Genomic DNA, 20,267 nt, shown 5'->3' on the forward strand with positions numbered 1-20,267 from the left:
GGCGCATGATGCGCGCGGCGATCCTCGAAGGGCCGGAGCAGTTCCGGATCGAAACCGCGACGCTGCCCGCGCCCGGCCCGGGCGAGGTGCGCATCCGGCTGGAAGGCTGCGGCGTGTGCGCCTCCAATGTCGAGCCGTGGCAGGGCCAGCCCTGGAGCCAGTTCCCCGGCGAGCCCGGCGGGCTCGGCCATGAGGGCTGGGGCGAGATCGACGTGGTGGGCGAGGGCGTCGAAGGGCTGATGCCGGGCGATCGCGTGGCATCGCTCTCCTTCCGCAGCTTCGCCGACTATGACGTCGCCAAGGCCGACATGGTGGTGAAGCTGCCCGACAGCCTCTCCGGCCAGCCCTTTCCCGGCGAACCCTTGGGCTGCGCGTTCAACATCTTCCGTCGCAGCGACATCCGCGAAGGCCAGACGGTGGCGATCATCGGCATCGGCTTTCTCGGCGCGGTGCTCACCAGGCTGGCCAGCGACGCCGGCGCGCGGGTGATCGCGATCTCGCGGAGGCAGGAGTCGCTCGATCTCGCCCGGCACTATGGCGCGGTCGAGACGATCCCGATGCACGATCACTATGCGATCATCGATGCGGTCAAGGCGCTGACCGAAGAGGCGATGTGCGCGCGGGTGATCGAGGCGGTCGGCAAGCAATGGCCGCTCGATCTGGCCGGGGAACTGGTCGGGTTCGGTGGCAAGCTGGTGGTGGCCGGCTATCACCAGGACGGGCCGCGCCAGGTGAACATGCAGGGCTGGAACTGGAAGGGCATCGACGTGATCAACGCCCATGAGCGCGACCCCGCGGTGCAGATGCAGGGGCTGCGCGAGGCGGTCGACGCGGTGGCGAGCGGGCGGCTGGACCCGTCCCCGCTCTACACGCATCGCTATGCGCTGGAGGAACTCGGCGAGGCGCTGGCGGCGACGCGCGACAAGCCCGAGCATTTCGTCAAGGCGCTGGTCATGTTCCGATGAAGCCCAGGGTAGGATTTCTCGGCACCGGCTGGATCGGTCGCCACCGCATGGAAGCGATGCTCGCCACCGGCGCGATCGAGGCTGCGGCGTTCGCCGATCCCTCGGCGGAATGCGCCGATCAGGCGCGGGCGCTGGCGCCAGACGCGCGGGCGGTCGACGGGCTGGAGGCGATGCTGGGGCTCGGCCTCGACGGCATCGTCATCGCCACGCCCAGCGCGATGCACGCGGAGCAGAGCATTCGCGCACTGGAAGCCGGCGCCGCGGTGTTCTGCCAGAAGCCGGTGGGTCGCACCGCCGCCGAAGTGGACGCGGTGATCGCCGCCGCCCGCACGGCGGACCGGCTCCTGGGCGTTGATCTGTCCTATCGCCATACCGAAGGCATGCGGGCCATCGCGGCGCTGGTGCGGAGCGGGGCGCTCGGCCATGTCTTCGCGGTCGATCTGGTGTTTCACAACGCGTATGGGCCGGACAAGCCATGGTTCTATGACCCCGCACAATCGGGCGGCGGCTGCGTGATTGATCTGGGCGTGCACCTGGTCGACCTCGCGCTGTGGACCTTGGGCTTTCCCGCGGTGGAGGGCGTTACAGCGTCCCTGCGGGCGAAGGGGCAGCCGCTGGGCCACGATCAGGTCGAAGACTATGCCACCGCAGCGTTCCGCGCCGGGGATACCGATGTGCGGCTCGCCTGTTCGTGGCGAGTGCATGCGGGGACCGATGCCGAGATTTCGGCGGTGTTCTACGGCACTGAAGGCGGTGCGGCGCTGCGCAATACGGGCGGCAGCTTCTACGACTTCGTCGCAGAGCGCTTCACCGGCACGTCGAAAGCAGCGCTGGCGAGCCCGCCCGATGCATGGGGCGCCCGCGCCGCTGCCACCTGGGCGGAGCAGTTGGCACGATCATCGCGCTTCGACGTGGAAGCGGAGTATTTCGCCCGTTCCGCCGCCGTGCTGGACCGCATCTACGGACGATAGTCACTAATCCTCCGGTTGCGGAGGCAACACGGGTGGAGCGGGCAGGCGCACCAGAGTCGTGATGCGCTCGGCCGCTCCTAACCTGCGTCAATTTCGGACAAAAATTGCAACCCCTCGCCCTGCCGGTGGTTCTCTCTGCACTTCCTCCCCAGAGTGCAGGAGATTGGATCATGGCCACGCCAAACGAGCCCGAGGTGCGCGACGAGCAGCGCCACCCCGGCTCGACCGAAACCAACCCCGCCGGGACGTCGACGCCAGCGCCCGCGGAGGGCGCCGACGACACGCCCGAACGCATGCCCGGATCGCCCCGAGGCTGAGGCCCGCCAGCAGGAGCACAGACATGGCCGACACGATGAACCGCGCGTCGCAAGACGACGCGCCGCTGAGTACTGCCAACAACGAACGCCAGGCGATCGACGAAGCGACCGATAGCCTGATCGTGCAGCGCGGCGACAGGCTTGTCGCACGCGCCGTTACAATCAATCGGTCCCGCGACGAATGCTATGCCTTCTGGCGCGACTTTTCGAACTTGCCGCCGATCCTGGACAACGTCGTACGGATCGACGTGCTCGACCGCGAGCGCAGCCACTGGGTGGTGAAGGCGCCGGGCGGCGGCACGGTGGAATGGGATTCGCGCATCACCGAGGATCGCGAGGGCGAACTGATCGCCTGGGCTTCCGAAGACGGTGCCGACATCGCCAATAGCGGCCGCATCGAGTTTCGCGACGCCGGCAATCGCGGCACCGTTGTCGTGGCGACGATCAACTATGCGCAGCCCTATGGTACGCTGGGCCGCATCATCTCGCGCATCTTCCAACGCGAACCGAAGATGCAGGCGCAGCGTGACCTGCGGCGCTTCAAGCAGCTGATGGAAACCGGCGAAGTCGCGACATCGTCGCGCACCCACAAGCAACTCGAAGAGGAGCGGAGCTGATGCGCGCACTCACCTGGCACGGCAAGCATGACGTTCGCGTCGACACGGTCGATGATCCCGAAATTCTCAACCCGCGCGACGCGATCATCAAGATCACGTCGACCGCGATCTGCGGCTCCGACCTCCACCTCTATGACGGCTTCATCCCGACGATGATGGCCGGCGACATCCTCGGCCATGAGTTCATGGGCGAGGTGGTGGAAACCGGCGCCAAATCGACCTTGAAGAAGGGGCAGCGCGTGGTGGTGCCGTTCACCATCTCCTGCGGCTCCTGCTATCATTGCGGCAAGCACCAGTACTCCGCCTGCGAGAACGGGCTGCCCGCCGACAACCAGGACCTCGGGCAGGAAATGTACGGCCAGCCGATGGGCGCCTTGTTCGGCTACAGCCACCTCACCGGCGGCCATGCCGGCGGCCAGGCCGAATATGTCCGCGTGCCGTTCAGCGATGTCGGTCCGATCGTGATCCCGGACGGGATCGAGGACGACAAGGTGCTGTTCCTCTCCGATATCCTGCCCACCGGCTGGATGGCGGCGGAAAATGCCGAGATCGAGCCGGGCGATACCGTTGCAGTGTGGGGCTGCGGTCCGGTCGGCCTGTTCGCGGTGCAGTCGGCCTTCCTGATGGGCGCCGAGCGCGTCATCGCGATCGACCATTTCCCGCGTCGCCTCGAACTCGCCCGCCGCTTCGGCGCGGAGACGATCAACTTCGAGGAGACCGACACGGCGGCCGCGCTGTTCGAGATGACCGGTGGCATCGGGCCCGATGCGGTGATCGACAGCGTGGGCCTGGAGGCGCACGGCTTCTTCGTCGACAACGTGCTCGACCAGATCAAGAAGTCGACCTTCCTCGGTACCGATCGCATCCACTCGATCCGCCAGGCGATCCTCGCCTGCCGCAAGGGCGGGCGCGTCTCGATGCCGGCGGTCTATGGCGGCTTCGTCGACAAGTTCCCGCTCGGCGCGCTGATGGAGAAGGGGCTGACGCTGAAGACCGGCCAGACCCATGTCCAGCACTATATGCCTGCGCTGCTCAACGCGATCATGGAAGACAAGATCGATACGACCTTCCTGATCAGCCACACGCTGCCGCTGGAGCAGGCGCCCGAGGGCTACAAGATGTTCCACGACAACCAAAACGAAGTGACCAAGGTCGTGCTGAAGCCCGGCATGGCGCTGGCGGCCGAATAAGGAGGCGCGGAAAATGGCGAACAAATTTGCGATCGTGACCGGTGCCTCAACCGGCATCGGCCTGGAACTCGCGCGGCTCGCGGCGCGCGACGGCTATGACCTGCTGGTGGTAGCCGACACCCCGCTGGTCGACGCCGCCGCCGCGCTGAAGGGCGAGGGCGTCGACGTCCAGTCGGTGGAGACCGACCTTTCCACCATCGAAGGCGTCGACCGGCTGCTGTCGGCAGCTGGCGGGCGGCGGGTCGATCTGCTCTGCGCCAATGCCGGTCACGGCCTGGGCGGCGGCTTCCTCGATCAGGACGTCGCCGAATGGCGACACGTGATCGACACCAACGTTACCGGAACCGTCTATCTGCTGCAGAAAGTGCTGCGGCAGATGCGCGATGCAGGGGAAGGCAAGGTGCTGATCACCGGATCGATCGCGGGCTGGATCCCGGGCAGCTTCCAGGCGGTGTATAACGGCACCAAGGCGTTCGTGGATAATTTCGCCGCAGCGATCCGCAACGAGCTGAAGGACGTGAAGGGCATCACCATCACGACGTTGCTGCCGGGCCCGGTTGAGACCGAGTTCTTCGAGCGCGCCGGCATGATGGACACCAAGGTTGGCCAGAGCGAGAGCAAGTCCGATCCCGCCGATGTCGCCAAGGATGGCTGGACGGCGCTGATGAAGGGGACGGACAACATCGTCTCGGGCATCTCGAACAAGCTGCAGGTGGCCGGCGCCGGCGTGCTGCCGCAATCGGTAACCGCCGAGCAGCACCGCAAGATCGCCGAGCCCGGCAGCGGCGAATAACCAGCATGCATTCCCCTCCCGCTTGCGGGAGGGGGCGCGAGCCATAGGCGCTCGGCGCTACAGCGCCCGGAACCGGAAATCCCGGAACCGCGTCTCGCCCGCGCCCGCCGAATAAAGGGCCGGCCGCAGCATCAGGAAGCCTCCGCGCACATTGTGGTGGTAGCCCGACACTTCCATGCCCCGATCGAACCGCTTCCACGTCGCGCCGTCATCGCCGCTGGTGTGGAAGGAGACGATGTGGCGATCATTGGTCACGCGGATGCGCATCCGCTGCCCGTGCGGGTTGGCCGGGCGGCCGCGCTCCATGCCATATTGGTGCGTGACGAAGCGCTTTTCGTCGAACCCCAGCCCGCAATAAAGCTTATCGTCGTAGAAGAGTAGCAGCCCAGCGGTGGTGCCGGCCCCGAGTTCTACGTCGCACTCGAACTGATAGGCCTGGTCGCCCGCGATCAGCATCAGCGGCGAACTGTCGCTGGGAGCAGTGCCGCGTGCCTTAAGCACCAGCGCACCATCTTCGGCCCGCGCGCGTGCAGCTTCGTCGGGAGCGGGCCGGAAGAAGTTCCATTTACTGCCGAGTTCGAGCCGCTCGAACCTGTCGGACAGCCGCTGTCCATGCGGCACGGCGGGGCCGCCGCGTGGCTTAGGCAGGGGCCGCGAGAGATCGCCGCCCGTCATCCGGAACCACCCATCGGCGGTCCATTCGATTGGATCGAGCAGCGCCTGGCGGCCCAGCGTCCAAAAGCCATTCTCATAGCCGTGATAGACCGACCACCAGCTGCCGTCGGGCGCCTCGACGAGCGAGGCGTGTCCGCGGGACCACCACTTCTCCTCCAGGCGGGAGGTGCGTACCAGTGGATTGGCGGGGCAATTCTCCCACGGACCGTGGATCGAGCGCGATCGCGCGGCAATTACCATGTGGCCGGTCGGCGGACCGGCGGTGCCGCCCACCGCAGTGATCATGTAGAACCAGTCACCGTGGCGATGGATCTTCGGGCCTTCCGGCGAAAAGCCTTCGACCACCCAGTCCTCGGGATAGCGCCAGGGATCGTAGACATGTTCCACGGCGCCGGCGAGCGACAGGCCATCCGGCGCCAGTCGCACCCGATCGCCGCCTGACAGGAACAGCCATCGCGATCCATCCTCGCCCACCGCATGGCAGGGATCGATATGGGCGCGCAGGCCCAGCGAAATGGGGTCGCTCCAGGGGCCGTCGATATGATCGGCCCAGAGCACATAGATGTCGTTCGGCTTGGCCTTGACCGGCACATAGAGGAAGTAGCGGCCGTTATGCTTTTCCAGGCTCACGGCCCAGACCGAGCCGATGTTGCGGGAGAGTGCGGCTTTGCGCGGCGCCCAGTTCACCAGATCGCGCGAGTGCCAGATCGTCAGCCCCGGATAGGAATCGAAGCTGGAAAAGGTCATATAATAATCCGCGCCGTCCTTCAGGATCGCGGGGTCCGGGCGATCGCCGGCGAGCAGCGGGTTAAGGAAGCGGCCGTCGCCCAGATCGGCGATGCGCTGGCCCTCGACGCCGCGGCGCCAGGGAGAAGCCGCTGCCGGCTCGGCGACTGTTCGGGATGCGCCACCCAGCAAGGCACCTCCTGCGGCGGCGCCCAACGCGTCTCTTCGGCTCAGCCGCATCCTCGTCTCCTGTCTTTTCTGTCGGTGATGACACCGGCGGCCTTTTGCTATCCCCTGCCGTCGCAAGGGGCAAGGCGCGGTTGCCAGGCCGATGGCGATGATGGCAAGGCGCACGCAACAGGGGAGAGGATGACGATGAAGCTGCGATCGCTTCTATTCGTGCCCGGCGATCGGCCGGAGCGCTTCGCCAAGGCGGCCGCGAGCGGCGCCGATGCGCTGATCCTCGATTGCGAGGATTCGGTGGTGGCAACGCGCAAGCCTTTCGCGCGCGAGGCGATTGCCGAATGGCTTGCCGCCGGCCCGTCCGTTCCCAGCTATGTCCGGATCAATCCGCTCGGCAGCGATTCTGTGGCAGCGGATCTGGCGGCCGTGCTGCCGCACCGGCCGGCGGGGCTGGTGCTGCCCAAGGCGGAAGGTGCGGCATCGATCGAACGCCTGCTGGCCGCGGCGGGGGAGGCGTGCCCGCCGATCCTGCCCATCGCCACGGAGACGCCGGCGGCGCTGTTCCAGCTGGGCAGCTATGCGGCGGTCACGCGGCATCTTGTCGGGCTGAGCTGGGGTGCCGAGGATCTGCCCGCCGCCATCGGCGCCAGCGCAGCGCGCGAGCCGGACGGGAGCTACACCGCACCCTTCGCGATGGTGCGGGCGCTGGCGCTGTTCGGCGCCCATGCCGCCGGCGTCGCTGCGATCGAGACCGTGTACCCCGACACCGGCGATGCGGATGGGCTAGCAGCCTATGTTGCGCGCGGGCGGCGGGACGGCTTTACGGGCATGCTGGCGATACATCCCAACCAGATCCCGGCGATCAATTCTGGGTTCACCCCGAGCGACTCGGAGATCGCCGCGGCCAAGGCGATCGTGGCAGCCTTCGCGGCGAACCCGGAGGCAGGCGCGCTGAAACTCGACGGTCGGATGATCGATCGGCCGCATCTGGAACAAGCACGCCGGCTATTGGCGCGCGCCGAAGTGTAACCGCATACAGCGACTGGTTTCGGCAGAAAGCCGAGGCATTTTACCTTCGCGATACTCCGTCTGTCAGACAGGTTCGCTGCAGTGCGGCGTAGATTTTATTTCGGGCGCGACGGGTTGAAGTCGAGCAAACCCTGTTACTTTGGCACCACAGTCGCGGCTAAAATCAAACCTGTCTGACAGATTTTGGCTTCCTGCGTTGACAATATTGTTCGAGTTGATAGCGGTAACGCCACGCGAACGCGCCGTGCGGTCGCAATGATCAATGAGCTCCGCCGCAAATATGCGGCGATCGAGGAGGGGAAAATGAACAGTATGAAGCGTTCCGCGCTACTGTCGCGCTCGGCGTCGGTGCTCGCCGTATCTGCATGTTTGCTGATGCCATCGTTTGCGCAGGCACAAGCCGACAACGTTGCCACCGGTGCCGCGGCCACCCAGGAATCGGTTCAGGGCGAAGAAATCGTCGTCACCGGCATCCGCGCCAGCCTTGAGCGCTCGATCGCGATCAAGCGCGAAGCGCCTGGTATCGTCGACGCGATCTCCGCGGAAGATATCGGCAAGTTCCCGGACACCAACTTGGCCGAATCGCTGCAGCGTATTCCCGGCGTCTCGATCAACCGCACCAACGGCGAAGGCTCGCTGGTCACCGTGCGCGGCTTCGGCCCGAATTTCAACATGGTGACGTTGAACGGCCGCCAGCTCGCCGCCGCCAACGTGGCCGTGGTCGGTGGCGACCAGAACTCGGACGGTGCCCAGGGCACCACCCGCTCGTTCGACTTCTCCAACCTCGCGACGGAAGGCGTCCGGACGCTCGAGGTCTATAAGACGGGCCGCGCCGCGGTGCCGTCGGGCGGCATCGGCGCGACCATCAACGTCATCACGCGCCGCCCGCTCGATAACAGCACGTCGGGCTTCAGCGGCAGCCTCGGCGCCAAGGCCGTGTACGACACCAGCGTCGACGGCTGTCTCGATTGCGGTTCGAAGGTGACTCCGGAATTTTCGGGCGTGATGAGCTGGAGCGATCCGGAGCAGCGCTTTGGCGTCAACCTGTTCGGCAGCTATCAGAAGCGCAATTTCACGTCGATTTCGGCAACGTCGAACGACTGGAACATCATCCCGTACAGCACCTTCCTGACCGGCGGTTTCGCACGGAGCGGCGGCGCCTGCACGGGTGCCGCAACGCCGACCTGCACGGTCGTGAAGAACGCGCCGAGCAATCCGAACCAGCTCGTCGCGATCCCGAACGACAGCCGCTATCACTATGCCGAGGGCAGCCGCGAACGCATCAATGGCCAGGCCACGGTGCAGTTCAAGCCGACCGACACGCTGACGCTGACCGCCGACGCGCTGTATGCGCAGAACAAGCAGCGCGAAGAGCGTTCGGACGTGTCGAACTGGTTCAACCGCCCGTTCGACGAAGTCACGTTCGACAGCAACCCGACGGTGGCGACGGCAACCTATCTGCATGAAACCGGTCTGAAGGACGAAGGCTTCGAAGCGCAATCGCGCGCGCAGAAGAGCAAGATCGAGGACTACGGCCTGAATGCCAATTGGGAAATCACGCCGACCCTCACGTTGAACCTCGATGGCCACATCAGCTCGGCGTCGAGCCGGCCGGACAACCCCAATGGCTATAGTTCGACGCTGATGGGCATGGGTGCCAACGTCGTGCAGTCGCACTCGGTGACCTATCTGTCCGGTATCCCGCAGCAGGATATCACCCTGGCACCGGGCACTGCGATCAACCTGAACACCGTCGGTTCGTCGATCGGCCGCACCCGCAGCTCGCTGCAGGACCAGAAGGTCAAGGAAATCCGCGCCGACTTCGGTTGGGATCTCGGCGACGGCAGCCGCTTCGACTTCGGCGGCAACTTCCGCAAGGTCGATACCACGCAGACCTATACCGAGCAGCAGCAGACGCTGGGTGACTGGGGCCTTGCCAACCCGGGCGACGTGCAGCGGCAGGCGCCGGGCGCGCTGCAGGCCTTCTGCCTCGTCTGCAAGTTCGAGCATTACAATCCCGGCTCGGATCCGGAGTCGCAGATCGCCTATCGTGGCAACGCTGCGAACATCTTCTCGGTGATGTCGCCCTTCTATGCCAATCGCGGCAACGCGCTGACCGTCAACAGCCGGGCAGACAACCGCGTCAAGGAAGACATCTGGGCAGCCTATGGCCAGCTTACCTGGAAGGGTGAGATCGGCAACGCACCGGCGCGTCTGGTCGGTGGCCTGCGCTACGAGCACACCAAGTCGCACACCACCTCGCTTACGGCGGTTCCGGCCGGCATCGAGTGGGATTCGGACAACGACTTCACGGTCGTTCTGTCGAACCAGAGCCAGTATCTGAGCGATGGCGGCAGCTACGACAACATCCTGCCGCAGGTCGACTTCCAGGTCGAATTGCAGCGCAACCTGCTGGCACGCGTTTCGTACAGCAAGACGATCGCTCGTCCGAACTACAACAACCTCTACACCTCCGTGACGGTGTTCGGTCCGCCGCGTCCCAGCATCAATGGCGGCATCCCCACGGCCAACACGGGTAACGCTCGCCTGCGTCCGCTGATTTCGGACAATTTCGACGTGTCGCTGGAATGGTACTTCAAGCCGGACAGCTACATCTCGGCGTCGTTCTTCGACAAGCGCGTCCGCAACTTCATCGGCAATGGCCAGTACAACTCGACCCTTTTCGACCTGCGTGATCCTACCTCTGCCGTGGCGGGAAGCCGTTCCGGCGTTGCGCGCGCGGCGTTGCAGGGCATCGGGGCGGATACCAGCGACGAAAACCTCTACGCGCTCACCTCGCTGATCCAGTCGACCGGATCGACGGCAGCGGCACTGTCGCAGTTCAGCGCACAGTACAACGCGCAGACTCGCACGCTCGACCGCGCGTTCCTCCAGACGCTCAACAACGGTCCGCGTATCGTCGCCAATGGCACCGATGCCCTGTGGCAGTTCCAGGTGACGCAGCCGATCAACAACAAGGATGCCGAAATTTACGGCGTCGAAGTTGCCGGCCAGTACTTCCTGGGTTCGACCGGGTTCGGCGTCGCGGCGCAATACACGCTGGTACGCGGCAATGTCGGGTTCAACATCGGTGCCGATCCGTCGCAGGACCAGTTCGCGCTGGTCGGGCTGAGCGATACTGCCAGCGGTACGCTGATCTACGAGAAGAGCGGCATCTCCGCGCGTCTTGCTTATAACTGGCGCGGAAAGACCCTGTCGGGCATCAATCGGCAGAACTCGCGTAACCCCGAGTTCACCGCGCCATTCGGCCAGCTCGACATGAACATCAGCTACGAGATCACGCCGCAGATCGCCATCACGCTCGAAGGCATCAACCTTACCGAAGAGAGCGTGCGGACCTATGCCCGCGACGAGAAGCAGCTTTGGTTCGCGCAGGAACTGGATCGCCGCTTCCTGCTCGGCGCTCGCTTCAAGTTCTGAGCGACGCGAATACCGTAGGAGAGGAAGGGCCGCTGCCATGTGCAGCGGCCCTTTCGCTTGCCCGTTGAGAGGGCGGCGGCTTTCGGCCATGGTCGCCAAACCTGCGTCGGCGCGCCGACCGCACGGGGAAAAGGAATAGAGTTCGCATGACAAGACCGGTCGCACTCGACAATGTGCTGCACCAGGACCTTCGGGTCGCGTTCCGCTACGGTGCTGCGTTCGGCGACGCCGCCAATCAGTTGCTGATCTTCCCCACCGAGTTTGAGGCGGCCCAGCGCGAATTTCCCATACTGTTCCGCGAAGAGCCGCAGGAAGGGCTGCAGGCCGTGGTGCTGACCGGGCTGGATCGCGACGAAAATCTGTTTTTCGATGGGCAGCGTTGGACCAGTCGCTATGTGCCGGCGCTCCAGCAGCGCGGCCCGTTCTCGATCGGAATTCCCGGTGATGGGGCCGATCCGGACGAGGGGCCGACGGTTCATATTGATCTCGACGATCCCCGTGTGGGCGTGGACGATGGGGAGCCGCTGTTCCTCCCCCAGGGCGGTGCGAGCCCGTACCTGGAGCATGTGTCGAAGGTCCTCGGGCGGATTCACGCTGGCCTAGGCGCGGCTGCGCCGGTCTACGCACTGTTCCGTGAGCTCGACCTTCTCGAGGCCAATGCCATTGAAGTGACGCTGCATGGCGGACGGCGCTATGTGATCGAGGGATTCCAGATGTTGTCCCGCGAGCGGCTCGATGCGCTGCCCGTTGCCGATCTCGATCGGCTGCGTCAGGCCGGTCTGCTGGGCCAGGCCTATATGGTGGCCAGTTCGATCGGGAACATCAGCGCGCTGATCGAGCGCAAGAACGCGCAGGCAGCCGATCGGTGAACCGGGTTGCCGCCTCCGCCCCGGCCGTGCAGGTGATCGAAAGCGTAGCGCCGGATGCGATCCCCTATGACGAATTGCTGGCAGGGCAGGCGCCGGTGATCCTAAAGGGCGTCGCCGCCGACTGGCCGCTGGTGCGCGCCGGGCGTGCCTCTGGCGACGCCGCGATGGACCTGCTGAAGCGCTTCGATGCTGGCCGGCCGGTCGTTGCCTTCCGGGGGGCGCCGGAGATTGGCGGCCGGTTCTTCTATACCGAAGACGTGAGCGGCCTGAACTTCAGCGGCCGCCGCGAGCCGCTGTCGGCGCTGCTGGAGGAGATGCGCTCGCAGGTGGATGTGGCAGGCGCGCCCAGCTTCTATGTCGGCTCCACCGATCTCGATACCTATCTGCCCGGCTTACGCGAAGAGAACGACCTCGCACTCAACCATCCGATGTTCGCCGCGCATCCGCCGCTGGCGAGCATCTGGATCGGCAACCGCACGATCGCCAGCTGCCACTACGACATGTCGCACAATCTGGCGGTCTGCGCAGTTGGCCGGCGACGCTTCACACTGTTCCCGCCGGATCAGGTGGCGAACCTGTATCCGGGTCCGCTGGAACCGACGCCGGGCGGCCAGGTCGTAAGCATGGTCGATTTCGCGGCGCCCGATTTCGAGCGCTTCCCCGGATTTCGGGATGCGATGGCGACCGCGCAGGTGGCCGAGATGGAAGCGGGCGACCTGCTTTTTTACCCCGCCATGTGGTGGCACCATGTGGAGGCGCTGGGGCCGTTCAACGTGCTGGTGAACTATTGGTGGAATACCAGCCCCGCCTGGCTGGACACGCCGCAACTGACACTGCTGCACGCACTGCTCAGCCTGCGCGACCGCCCGGCAGCGGAGAAGCGCGCTTGGCAGGCGCTGTTCGACTATTATGTATTCGGCGCGCCGGAGCGGGCGGGCGCGCATCTGCCCCAGGCGGCGCGGGGGCCGCTGGCCCCGATCGACGCGGTGCAGGCACGAAGGCTGCGTGCGCAGCTGCTGAACCGGCTCAACCGCTAGCAATTCCGCCCGACGGCCGGTCGCCGTGCCGCAGCCCTCTATAATGGACGGAGTGGTCCGAGGGGCGAGTTTGGCGTGACACGATTGGCTTTGGTGATGATCGCCCGCAACGAGGCGCGCTGCATCGCGCGCTGCCTCGAAAGCGCGCGCGCCCATGTCGATCGCATGATCGTACTCGACACCGGATCGACCGACGATACCCGCGCCATTGCCGCCGGGTGCGGCGCGCAGGTGCATGATTTCGTCTGGTGCGACGATTTCGCCGCTGCCCGCAACGCCGCGCTCGATTGTTCCGATGCGGACTGGAATCTCATCCTAGACGCCGACGAATGGCTGATCGGCAGCGCCGAGGCGCTCGGGCCGGCAATGCTGTTCCCTGCGGCGACGCCGGCGCCGCGCTTCGTGGGCTGCGTGCGGATCTGCAACGAAACGGTCGAGTCCGAGCCGACCCGCCGCTTCCTTCCACGCATCCTGCCACGAGGCGTGCGCTATTCCGGCCGCATTCACGAGCATCCCGTATCCGATCTGCCCTTCGTGCCGCTGGCGTTGACGATCGGGCATGACGGCTATGTCGCCGCCCAGCTCGCGCGCAAGCAAGGGCGCAACCAGGCGCTGCTGGAACGCGCGCTCGTCGATGCGCCCGGCGATGCCTATCTCTGGTATCAGCTGGGGCGCGAGCAGCTGGTGCGCGGCGACGCAGCCGGCGCTGCGGACTCGCTGCGTACCGCCTATCGCGGCGCCGCGCCCGATGCGCCCTATCGTCATGCGATCGTCGTATCGATGATTCAGGCGCTCAAACAGGCGGAGCGGTTTGAGGAGGCCCTGACGCTGGTCGATGCCGAACAGGCGGCCTGGCTGAACTCGCCCGACTTCTTCTTTGCCGTGGCGGATCTGTATCTGGATTGGGCAAGCCGCAATCCCACCATCGCGTTCGATCAGCTGCTGCCGGTGGCAGAGGGGGCGTGGCTGCGCTGCCTCTCGATCGGCGAACAGCCGCAGCTCGACGGATCGGTGCCGGGCTGTGGCAGCTATCTCGCCGCCGGCAATCTTGCACTGCTGTACCAGGGGCTGGGCATCACCGATAAGGCGGCGGAGTTCGCCGCGCTGGAACAGACGTTGCGCACCGCCGCCTGACGGCTTGCAGAACGGCCTGTCGCACGCGGGCTTGACCAAAGCCGATCCTCCCGACAGTCTTTTGTGCAACCGGTGTCAAAGGCCGGCATGCAGGAGAGGATTGATGTCGTTCACGCCTTCTCGTCGCGCGCTTCTTGGTCAGGCCGGCGCGGGTGCCGTCGCATCGCTGCTGCCGCGCTCGGCGCGTGCCGAGGATGCCGATCCCTGGCTGCGAGCTGCGGCGATCGCCCGCGCCGTGCAGCCGCCGGTGTTTCCGCAGCGCGATTTCGATGTGGTGCAGTTCGGTGCCCGTGGCGATGGCACCACGTTGAACACCCAGGCCATCGCCCGCGCGATCAGCGCCTGTGCGGCGGCCGGCGGTGGTCGCGTGGTCGTGCCCGCGGGACGGTTCCTTACCGGGGCGGTGCACCTGCAATCGAAGGTGAACCTGCATCTCCAGGCGGGGGCGACGCTGCTCTTCTCCACCGATCCCGCTCATTATCCGCTCGTCTTCACGCGGTGGGAGGGGATCGAGTTGATGAACTATTCGCCGCTCGTCTACGCCTATCGCCAGCGCGACATTGCGATCACCGGCCAAGGCACGCTGGACGGGCAGGGCAGCGCCCGCGACTGGTGGTCGTGGAAAGGGCCCTGGGGCGGGACGACCGATCATGGCTGGGGCGACGGCATGCCGGACCAGCGCAAGGCGCGCGCGATCCTGTTCGACATGGCCGAGCGTCGCGTGCCAGTGGAAAAGCGAGTATTCGGCGACGGTGCCTTCCTGCGCCCGGCCTTTGTCCAGCCCTATGACTGCGAGAATGTGTTGATCGAGGGAGTGAAGCTGCGCGGCTCCCCCTTTTGGCAGATCCACCCGGTGCTGTGCCGCAACCTGATCGTCCGCGGGGTCGACGTGATGGGGCATGGGCCGAACAATGATGGCTGCGATCCTGAATCGGTGGACGGCGCACTGATCGAAGGCTGCAGCTTCGACACGGGCGACGATTGCATCGCTATCAACTCGGGCCGCAACGAGGATGGGCGGCGCCTCGCCCGGCCGGCGCAGAACATCCTGATCCGCGATTGCCGGATGCGGCAGGGGCATGGCGGGGTGGTGGTGGGATCGCAGATCTCCGGCGGTGCCCGCTGGGTGTTCGCCGAACGCTGCACGATGGACAGCCCCGATCTGTGGTATGCAATCCGCTTCAAAAACAATGCGTTACGGGGCGGGCTGCTCGAGAATTTCCATTACCGGGATATCGATGTAGGGCAGGTCAGCCGCGCGGCCGTGACGTGCGACTTCAACTATGAGGAAGGTGCCAATGGCCGTTTTGTCCCGCACTTGCGCCATGTGGTGATCGAGCGGCTGCGCGCGAAAAACGCGGTACGTGTTTTGGACAGCCAGGGTCTGCCCGGTGCTCCGGTGACGGACATTCTGTTCCGCGACTGTCGCTTCGACGGCGTTACCGAACCCAGCATCGTTCGCTACACCGAAAGGCTGCGGCTGGAGGATGTGCGCGTGAACGGGGCATTGGTATCCGGGCTTGCATGACGCCGCGGCCGCGCAAGAACGTTGACGCGTGATGTTGACACCGGTATCAAATTGTACCGCGGCGCCGGCATTCTTTGGAGCGGGTCGGCGGAGAGACCTTCACCCGGGAACCGGCATGTCCGGATCCTTCCACCTGGCGTTCCGGCCTGCCTCGGCAGGCCAGAGCGCGCTCGTAATCGCTGCGCGCAAGGCAGACGGCGCGCCCCTGCCAGGCGGCTGTGGCGCGATGGACGACTGACGAAAGGGAAAAGAACATTGTCGGAGCAAGCGACGGCGGAAACCATCGCCCAGGCTTTCGTGGCAGCGCGACGCGCCAAGCAGGGGTTTGCCGATTATCCAGGCGCGATGCCGGCGACGCTGGCGGAGGCTTATGCCATCCAGGCAGAGGCGATAGCGCTGTTCGGTGCGCCCATCGCCGGGTGGAAAGTCGGGCGCGTGCCGGACGGTCTGGTGGAGCGCTATGGCGCGAACCGGCTGGCCGGGCCGATCTTCGCGGGCAGCGTGGTCTGGGCAGACGCAGAGGAGCAGCCGGAAATGCCGGTCTTCCGCAACGGCTTCGGTGCGGCCGAGGCGGAGTATCTTGCGCGGCTGGGGCCGCTGCCGGCCAGCTTTGATCGGGCGTGGACCAACGCCGATGTGCTGCCGTACATCGCGGAGCTGCGCGTCGGCATTGAAATCGCCAGCTCGCCCTTCGCTGGCATCAACGAACACGGCCCGGCCGTAACGGTATCGGACTTCGGAAACAATAACGGCTTGCTGATCGGATACGGTATATCTTCTGAAGAGGATTTCCTAAGCTGGCCGGTATCGCTATCGATCGACGGGGAAGTAGCCGGCACGGGTACGGCGGGGGAATGCTCGACGGGCCGATCGGGGCGGTACGCTTCCTGTTCGAACTGGCGGCCCGGCAGGGTCTGCCGCTGTCGGAAGGGCAGTGGATTTCAACCGGCGCCGTCACCGGCGTCCACCCGGTCCGGCCGGGGGCGAAGGTGGAGGCACGGTTCGGGTCGGGCAGGTGCGTGGAATGCAGGATCGGAATCGCCTGATTCCGGGTACGACCGAATGGGATTGGAGAGGTGATGGCGAATCAAGGCGAAGCCGCGGTGCGGGGTGCCGCGGCACGGGTGGGGCGATATCGCTGGGTGATCTGCGGGCTGCTGTTCGTGGCCACGATCATCAACTATGTCGATCGCCAGATGATCGGCGTGCTCAAGCCGACGCTAATGGCCGACCTGCACTGGACGGAGAAGGACTTCGCCAGCGTCATCATCTGGTTCCAGTTCGCCTATGCCATCGGCTACATCATCTTCGGCAAGGTGGTGGACCAGGTCGGCGCCCGCGTCGGCTACACCATCGCCTTCGTGGTGTGGCAGGTCGCCCATATCTTCCACGGCGCTGCGCATAGCCTGATGCACTTCGCCATCGCGCGCTTTGCGCTGGGGATCGGCGAATCGGGCAACTTCCCAGCGGGCATCAAGGCGGTGACGGAATGGTTTCCGGCCAAGGAACGGGCCTTCGCCATCGGCGTGTTCAACGCAGGCGCCAATATCGGCGCCGTGCTGACTCCGCTCGTCATCCCGTACATGGTGCTGGCTTGGGGCTGGCGCTCTGCCTTTGTCATCACCGGCCTCGTCAGCTTCGTCTGGCTGATCGCCTGGTGGACGCTATATCGCTCCCCGCGCGAACACCCCAAGGTGACCGAAGCCGAACTCGCCTGGATCGAGCAGGACCCCGCCGACAAGGTGCAGAAGCTCGGCTACGGATCGGTCCTCACCAAGCGCGAAACCTGGGCCTATGCGCTCGGCAAGTTCTTCATCGATCCGGTCTGGTGGTTCTTCCTGTTCTGGCTGCCGGGCTATTTGTTCGAGCGGTATCAGCTCGACCTCAAGACCTTCGGCCTGCCGCTGGCCGCGATCTACCTCGTGTCGGACATGGGGAGCGTCGCCGGCGGCTGGCTGTCCTCGCGGCTGATGCGTGCCGGGTACACCGCCAACGTCGCCCGCAAGGTGACGATGCTGGTCTGCGCCTTTGCGGTGTTGCCGGTGCTGTTCGCGGAGTCGCTCAGCAGCGTTTGGATGGCGGTGGGCGTGATCGGCATCGCGACGGCGGCGCATCAGGCCTTCTCGGCGAACCTCTATGCGCTTCCGGCGGACATGTTCCCGCGCGGCGCCGTTGGATCGGTGATCGGCATCGGCGGCACTGTCGGCGCGATCGGCGGCATCCTGATGTCGTTGTACGCGGGTGAAGTGCTCGAGCGGCTCGGCAGCTATTGGCCGTTGTTCGCGGTGGCCGGCAGCGCCTATTTCGTCGCGCTCGCCTGCGTCCATTTCCTGTCGCCGCGGCTTGCCCGCGTCGACATGAGCGCCTGATTTCACTTCCAGTCTACCGGAGTACCCGATGGCCAAGCCGCTGAAGCTCGATCCCGACCGGCTGTTGCCGGCCGAGGACCGCACCCGTGCGATCGCGCGCGAACTCTATGCGCAGGTCGCCGGCCTGCCGATCATCAGCCCGCACGGCCATACCGATCCAACCTGGTTCTCGACCAACGTCAATTGGTCGAACGCGACCGAGTTGCTGCTCTCGCCGGACCATTACATCTACCGAATGCTATATTCGCAGGGCGTGTCGCTTGACGCGCTGTGCGTGCCGAGCAAGGCCGGCATGCCCGCCACCGATCCGCGAGCGGCATGGCGCACCTTTGCCGAACATCTGTATCTGTTCCGCGGCACCCCGTCCGCCATGTGGCTGGGCCATGTGTTCGGCGAGGTGTTCGGGTTCGATGTGGCGCTGGAAGCCGAGACGGCGAATTTCTACTACGACACGATCAACGAGAAGCTGGCGAGCGACGAGTTCCGTCCGCGCGCCCTGTTCGATCGCTTCAACATCGAGTTCCTCGCCACGACCGAGGGTCCGCAGGACGACCTGTCGCCGCACCATGCCATCCAGGAATCGGGATGGGGCGGCCGCGTCGTGACCACCTATCGCCCTGATGCGGTGATCGATGTCGAACATGAGCAGTTCCACGGCGCGCTCAAGATCTTCGCCGGGAAGACCGGCGAGGACGTGTACAGCTGGGACGGCTATCTCGCCGCGCACCGCAGGCGTCGCGCCGATTTCCGTGCCGCTGGAGCCACGGCTACCGACCATGGCCATCCCACGGCGCGCACCGCGAATTTGAGCAGGGCGGAAGCCGAGGCGCTGTTCGCCAGGATCCTGTCGGATGACTGGACCCCAGCCGATGCCGAGCTGTTCCGTGCGCAGATGCTCACCGAGATGGCGGCGATGAGCGTTGAGGACGGGATGGTGATGCAGATCCACCCGGGCAGCTTCCGTAACCACAATGGCGGGCTCTTCGCCAGCCATGGTCGCGACAAGGGCGCCGACATCCCGATGGCGACCGACTATGTCCACGCCCTCAAACCGCTGCTCGATCGCTTCGGCACCTCGAGCGAGTTGTCGATCATTCTCTTCACGCTGGACGAAACGGTCTATGCGCGCGAACTGGCGCCGCTGGCGGGCCATTATCCCTGCTTGAAGCTGGGGCCGGCCTGGTGGTTCCATGACAGCCCCGAGGGCATGCGCCGCTTCCGCGAGCAGGTGACCGAGACGGCGGGCTTCTACAACACGGTGGGCTTTAACGACGATACGCGCGCCTTCCTGTCGATCCCGGCGCGCCACGACGTCGCGCGGCGGATCGATTGCGGCTTCCTGGCGCAGCTGGTGGCCGAGGGGCGGTTGCTCGACTGGGAAGCGGCGGAACTCGCCTTCGAGCTCACGAACGGGCTTGTGCGCCGCGCCTACAAGCTGGATAGGGACTGACAGACACCGGTGGCAAAGGCCACCCGAACCGATGCAACGGAGAGAGACTGATGTTCGACCGGACCTATTACGCCACTCACCCCGACATGATGGAGTGCGTGTCGAACGAGGAATTGCGCGACCGCTATCTGATCTCCGGCCTCTTCCGGGAGGGTGAATGCGTGCTCAACTATACCCATGCCGATCGCTTCGTGATCGGCGGGGTACAGGTGGGCGCCAGCCCGGTGACGCTGCCTGCCCAGACCGAGCCTGCGTCCGCCGCGGGTCATCCGTTCCTGGAGCGGCGCGAACTCGCGATCGTCAATGTCGGTAAGGTCGACGGCACCGTAACTGTCGACGGCGAGAGCTTCACACTGGGCAACAAGGACTGCCTGTACGTGACGATGGGCGCCAAGGACGTAGAGTTCGCCGGCGAGGGCGCGCGCTACTATCTGGCCTCGTGCCCCGCGCACAAGGCGTTCACCACCCGCAAGCTCGGAATCGCCGACGCCAATGCGCTGGAGCGCGGCAGCCTGGAGGAATCGAACGAGCGGACGATCTTCCAGCTCGTTATCCCCGGCGTGTGCGACAGCGCGCAGTTGGTGATGGGCCTCACCGTGCTCAAGCCGGGCAGCGTGTGGAACACCATGCCCCCCCACATCCATGAGCGGCGCAGCGAGATCTACTTCTACTTCGAGCTCGACGATCTGGAGAAGGATCGCGTCATGCACTTCATGGGCGAAGGCGAGGCGACCCGCCACATCGTGATGGCGAACGAGGAAGCCGTGATCAGTCCGCCCTGGTCGATCCACATGGGTGCCGGCACCAAATCCTATGCCTTCATCTGGGCGATGGCCGGCGAGAACCAGGATTATACCGACATGAACGTGCTGGATATCTGCCAGCTGGCGTGACGGCCTGACCCCCCTCCCGCGCGCGGGAGGGGGCTGGGGGGTGGGCCCCCGGCTTCCACGCGCGGTGGGCTTTTTGAAAG

Annotated in this window: 17 protein-coding genes and 1 pseudogene; 17 read left to right on the forward strand and 1 reads right to left on the reverse strand. The window is 65.5% G+C overall.

The annotated features are described in order from the left end of the window. The first annotated feature begins 5 nt into the window (after nucleotides 1-5). The 6 genes from B215_RS0113930 to B215_RS0113955 all read left to right on the forward strand — a co-directional run bounded on the left by B215_RS0113930 (nucleotide 6) and on the right by B215_RS0113955 (nucleotide 4,853). Nucleotides 6-965, forward strand: coding sequence for an MDR/zinc-dependent alcohol dehydrogenase-like family protein (locus tag B215_RS0113930; RefSeq protein WP_019370260.1), 960 nt, complete (start codon nucleotides 6-8; stop codon nucleotides 963-965). Further along, on the forward strand, nucleotides 962-1,936 hold the full coding sequence (locus B215_RS0113935; RefSeq protein ID WP_019370261.1) for a Gfo/Idh/MocA family protein: 975 nt from the start codon (nucleotides 962-964) through the stop codon (nucleotides 1,934-1,936). Before B215_RS0113930 ends, B215_RS0113935 begins: the two co-directional genes overlap by 4 nt. 170 nt (nucleotides 1,937-2,106) lie before the next feature. Then, nucleotides 2,107-2,253, forward strand: a complete 147-nt coding sequence (locus B215_RS21390; protein WP_019370262.1) for a hypothetical protein — start codon at nucleotides 2,107-2,109, stop codon at nucleotides 2,251-2,253. Nucleotides 2,254-2,276: 23 nt separating this feature from the next. Continuing rightward, the gene (locus tag B215_RS0113945; protein ID WP_152997778.1) at nucleotides 2,277-2,870 is read left to right on the forward strand and encodes an SRPBCC family protein; all 594 of its coding nucleotides are present in this window, start codon (nucleotides 2,277-2,279) and stop codon (nucleotides 2,868-2,870) included. Further along, entirely contained in the window at nucleotides 2,870-4,060 is a 1,191-nt protein-coding gene (locus B215_RS0113950) for a zinc-dependent alcohol dehydrogenase (protein WP_019370264.1), read from the forward strand. The genes B215_RS0113945 and B215_RS0113950 overlap by 1 nt, the downstream gene beginning before the upstream one ends. A gap of 13 nt (nucleotides 4,061-4,073) precedes the next feature. Continuing rightward, entirely contained in the window at nucleotides 4,074-4,853 is a 780-nt protein-coding gene (locus B215_RS0113955) for an SDR family NAD(P)-dependent oxidoreductase (RefSeq protein ID WP_019370265.1), read from the forward strand. A gap of 57 nt (nucleotides 4,854-4,910) precedes the next feature. Here B215_RS0113955 and B215_RS0113960 read toward each other — a convergent pair whose 3' ends face one another. Further along, the gene (locus B215_RS0113960) at nucleotides 4,911-6,494 is read right to left on the reverse strand and encodes a family 43 glycosylhydrolase (protein ID WP_026009257.1); all 1,584 of its coding nucleotides are present in this window, start codon (nucleotides 6,492-6,494) and stop codon (nucleotides 4,911-4,913) included. A gap of 135 nt (nucleotides 6,495-6,629) precedes the next feature. Here B215_RS0113960 and B215_RS0113965 point away from each other — a divergent pair, with 135 nt between their 5' ends. The 11 genes and pseudogenes from B215_RS0113965 to kduI all read left to right on the forward strand — a co-directional run bounded on the left by B215_RS0113965 (nucleotide 6,630) and on the right by kduI (nucleotide 20,187). Next, a complete protein-coding gene (locus B215_RS0113965; RefSeq protein ID WP_026009258.1) occupies nucleotides 6,630-7,466 on the forward strand; it encodes an HpcH/HpaI aldolase/citrate lyase family protein in 837 nt (278 codons plus the stop codon). A 303-nt stretch (nucleotides 7,467-7,769) separates the two neighbouring features. Then, complete coding sequence (locus B215_RS0113970) at nucleotides 7,770-10,907, forward strand: TonB-dependent receptor (RefSeq protein WP_026009259.1); 3,138 nt, start codon at nucleotides 7,770-7,772, stop codon at nucleotides 10,905-10,907. A gap of 146 nt (nucleotides 10,908-11,053) precedes the next feature. Then, a complete protein-coding gene (locus tag B215_RS0113975) occupies nucleotides 11,054-11,776 on the forward strand; it encodes a SapC family protein (protein WP_019370269.1) in 723 nt (240 codons plus the stop codon). Beyond that, entirely contained in the window at nucleotides 11,773-12,813 is a 1,041-nt protein-coding gene (locus B215_RS0113980) for a cupin-like domain-containing protein (protein ID WP_019370270.1), read from the forward strand. Before B215_RS0113975 ends, B215_RS0113980 begins: the two co-directional genes overlap by 4 nt. Before the next feature lie 75 nt (nucleotides 12,814-12,888). Continuing rightward, complete coding sequence (locus B215_RS0113985; protein ID WP_026009261.1) at nucleotides 12,889-13,947, forward strand: glycosyltransferase family 2 protein; 1,059 nt, start codon at nucleotides 12,889-12,891, stop codon at nucleotides 13,945-13,947. 103 nt (nucleotides 13,948-14,050) lie between these two features. Beyond that, the gene (locus B215_RS0113990; protein ID WP_019370272.1) at nucleotides 14,051-15,475 is read left to right on the forward strand and encodes a glycoside hydrolase family 28 protein; all 1,425 of its coding nucleotides are present in this window, start codon (nucleotides 14,051-14,053) and stop codon (nucleotides 15,473-15,475) included. A gap of 115 nt (nucleotides 15,476-15,590) precedes the next feature. Continuing rightward, entirely contained in the window at nucleotides 15,591-15,713 is a 123-nt protein-coding gene (locus B215_RS22020; protein WP_019370273.1) for a hypothetical protein, read from the forward strand. Between the two features lie 17 nt (nucleotides 15,714-15,730). After that, nucleotides 15,731-16,521, forward strand: a pseudogene (locus B215_RS20165) (2-keto-4-pentenoate hydratase). A gap of 33 nt (nucleotides 16,522-16,554) precedes the next feature. Continuing rightward, nucleotides 16,555-17,844 (forward strand): MFS transporter, encoded by a 1,290-nt coding sequence (locus B215_RS0114005; protein ID WP_019370274.1) that lies wholly within the window; start codon nucleotides 16,555-16,557, stop codon nucleotides 17,842-17,844. A 28-nt stretch (nucleotides 17,845-17,872) separates the two neighbouring features. Further along, a complete protein-coding gene (gene uxaC / locus B215_RS0114010) occupies nucleotides 17,873-19,294 on the forward strand; it encodes a glucuronate isomerase (protein ID WP_019370275.1) in 1,422 nt (473 codons plus the stop codon). Nucleotides 19,295-19,344: 50 nt separating this feature from the next. Next, a complete protein-coding gene (kduI, locus tag B215_RS0114015) occupies nucleotides 19,345-20,187 on the forward strand; it encodes a 5-dehydro-4-deoxy-D-glucuronate isomerase (protein ID WP_019370276.1) in 843 nt (280 codons plus the stop codon). Nucleotides 20,188-20,267 lie beyond the last annotated feature (80 nt).

It is taken from the genome of Sphingomonas sp. ATCC 31555 (genome assembly GCF_000282895.1).
GTDB lineage: Bacteria > Pseudomonadota > Alphaproteobacteria > Sphingomonadales > Sphingomonadaceae > Sphingomonas.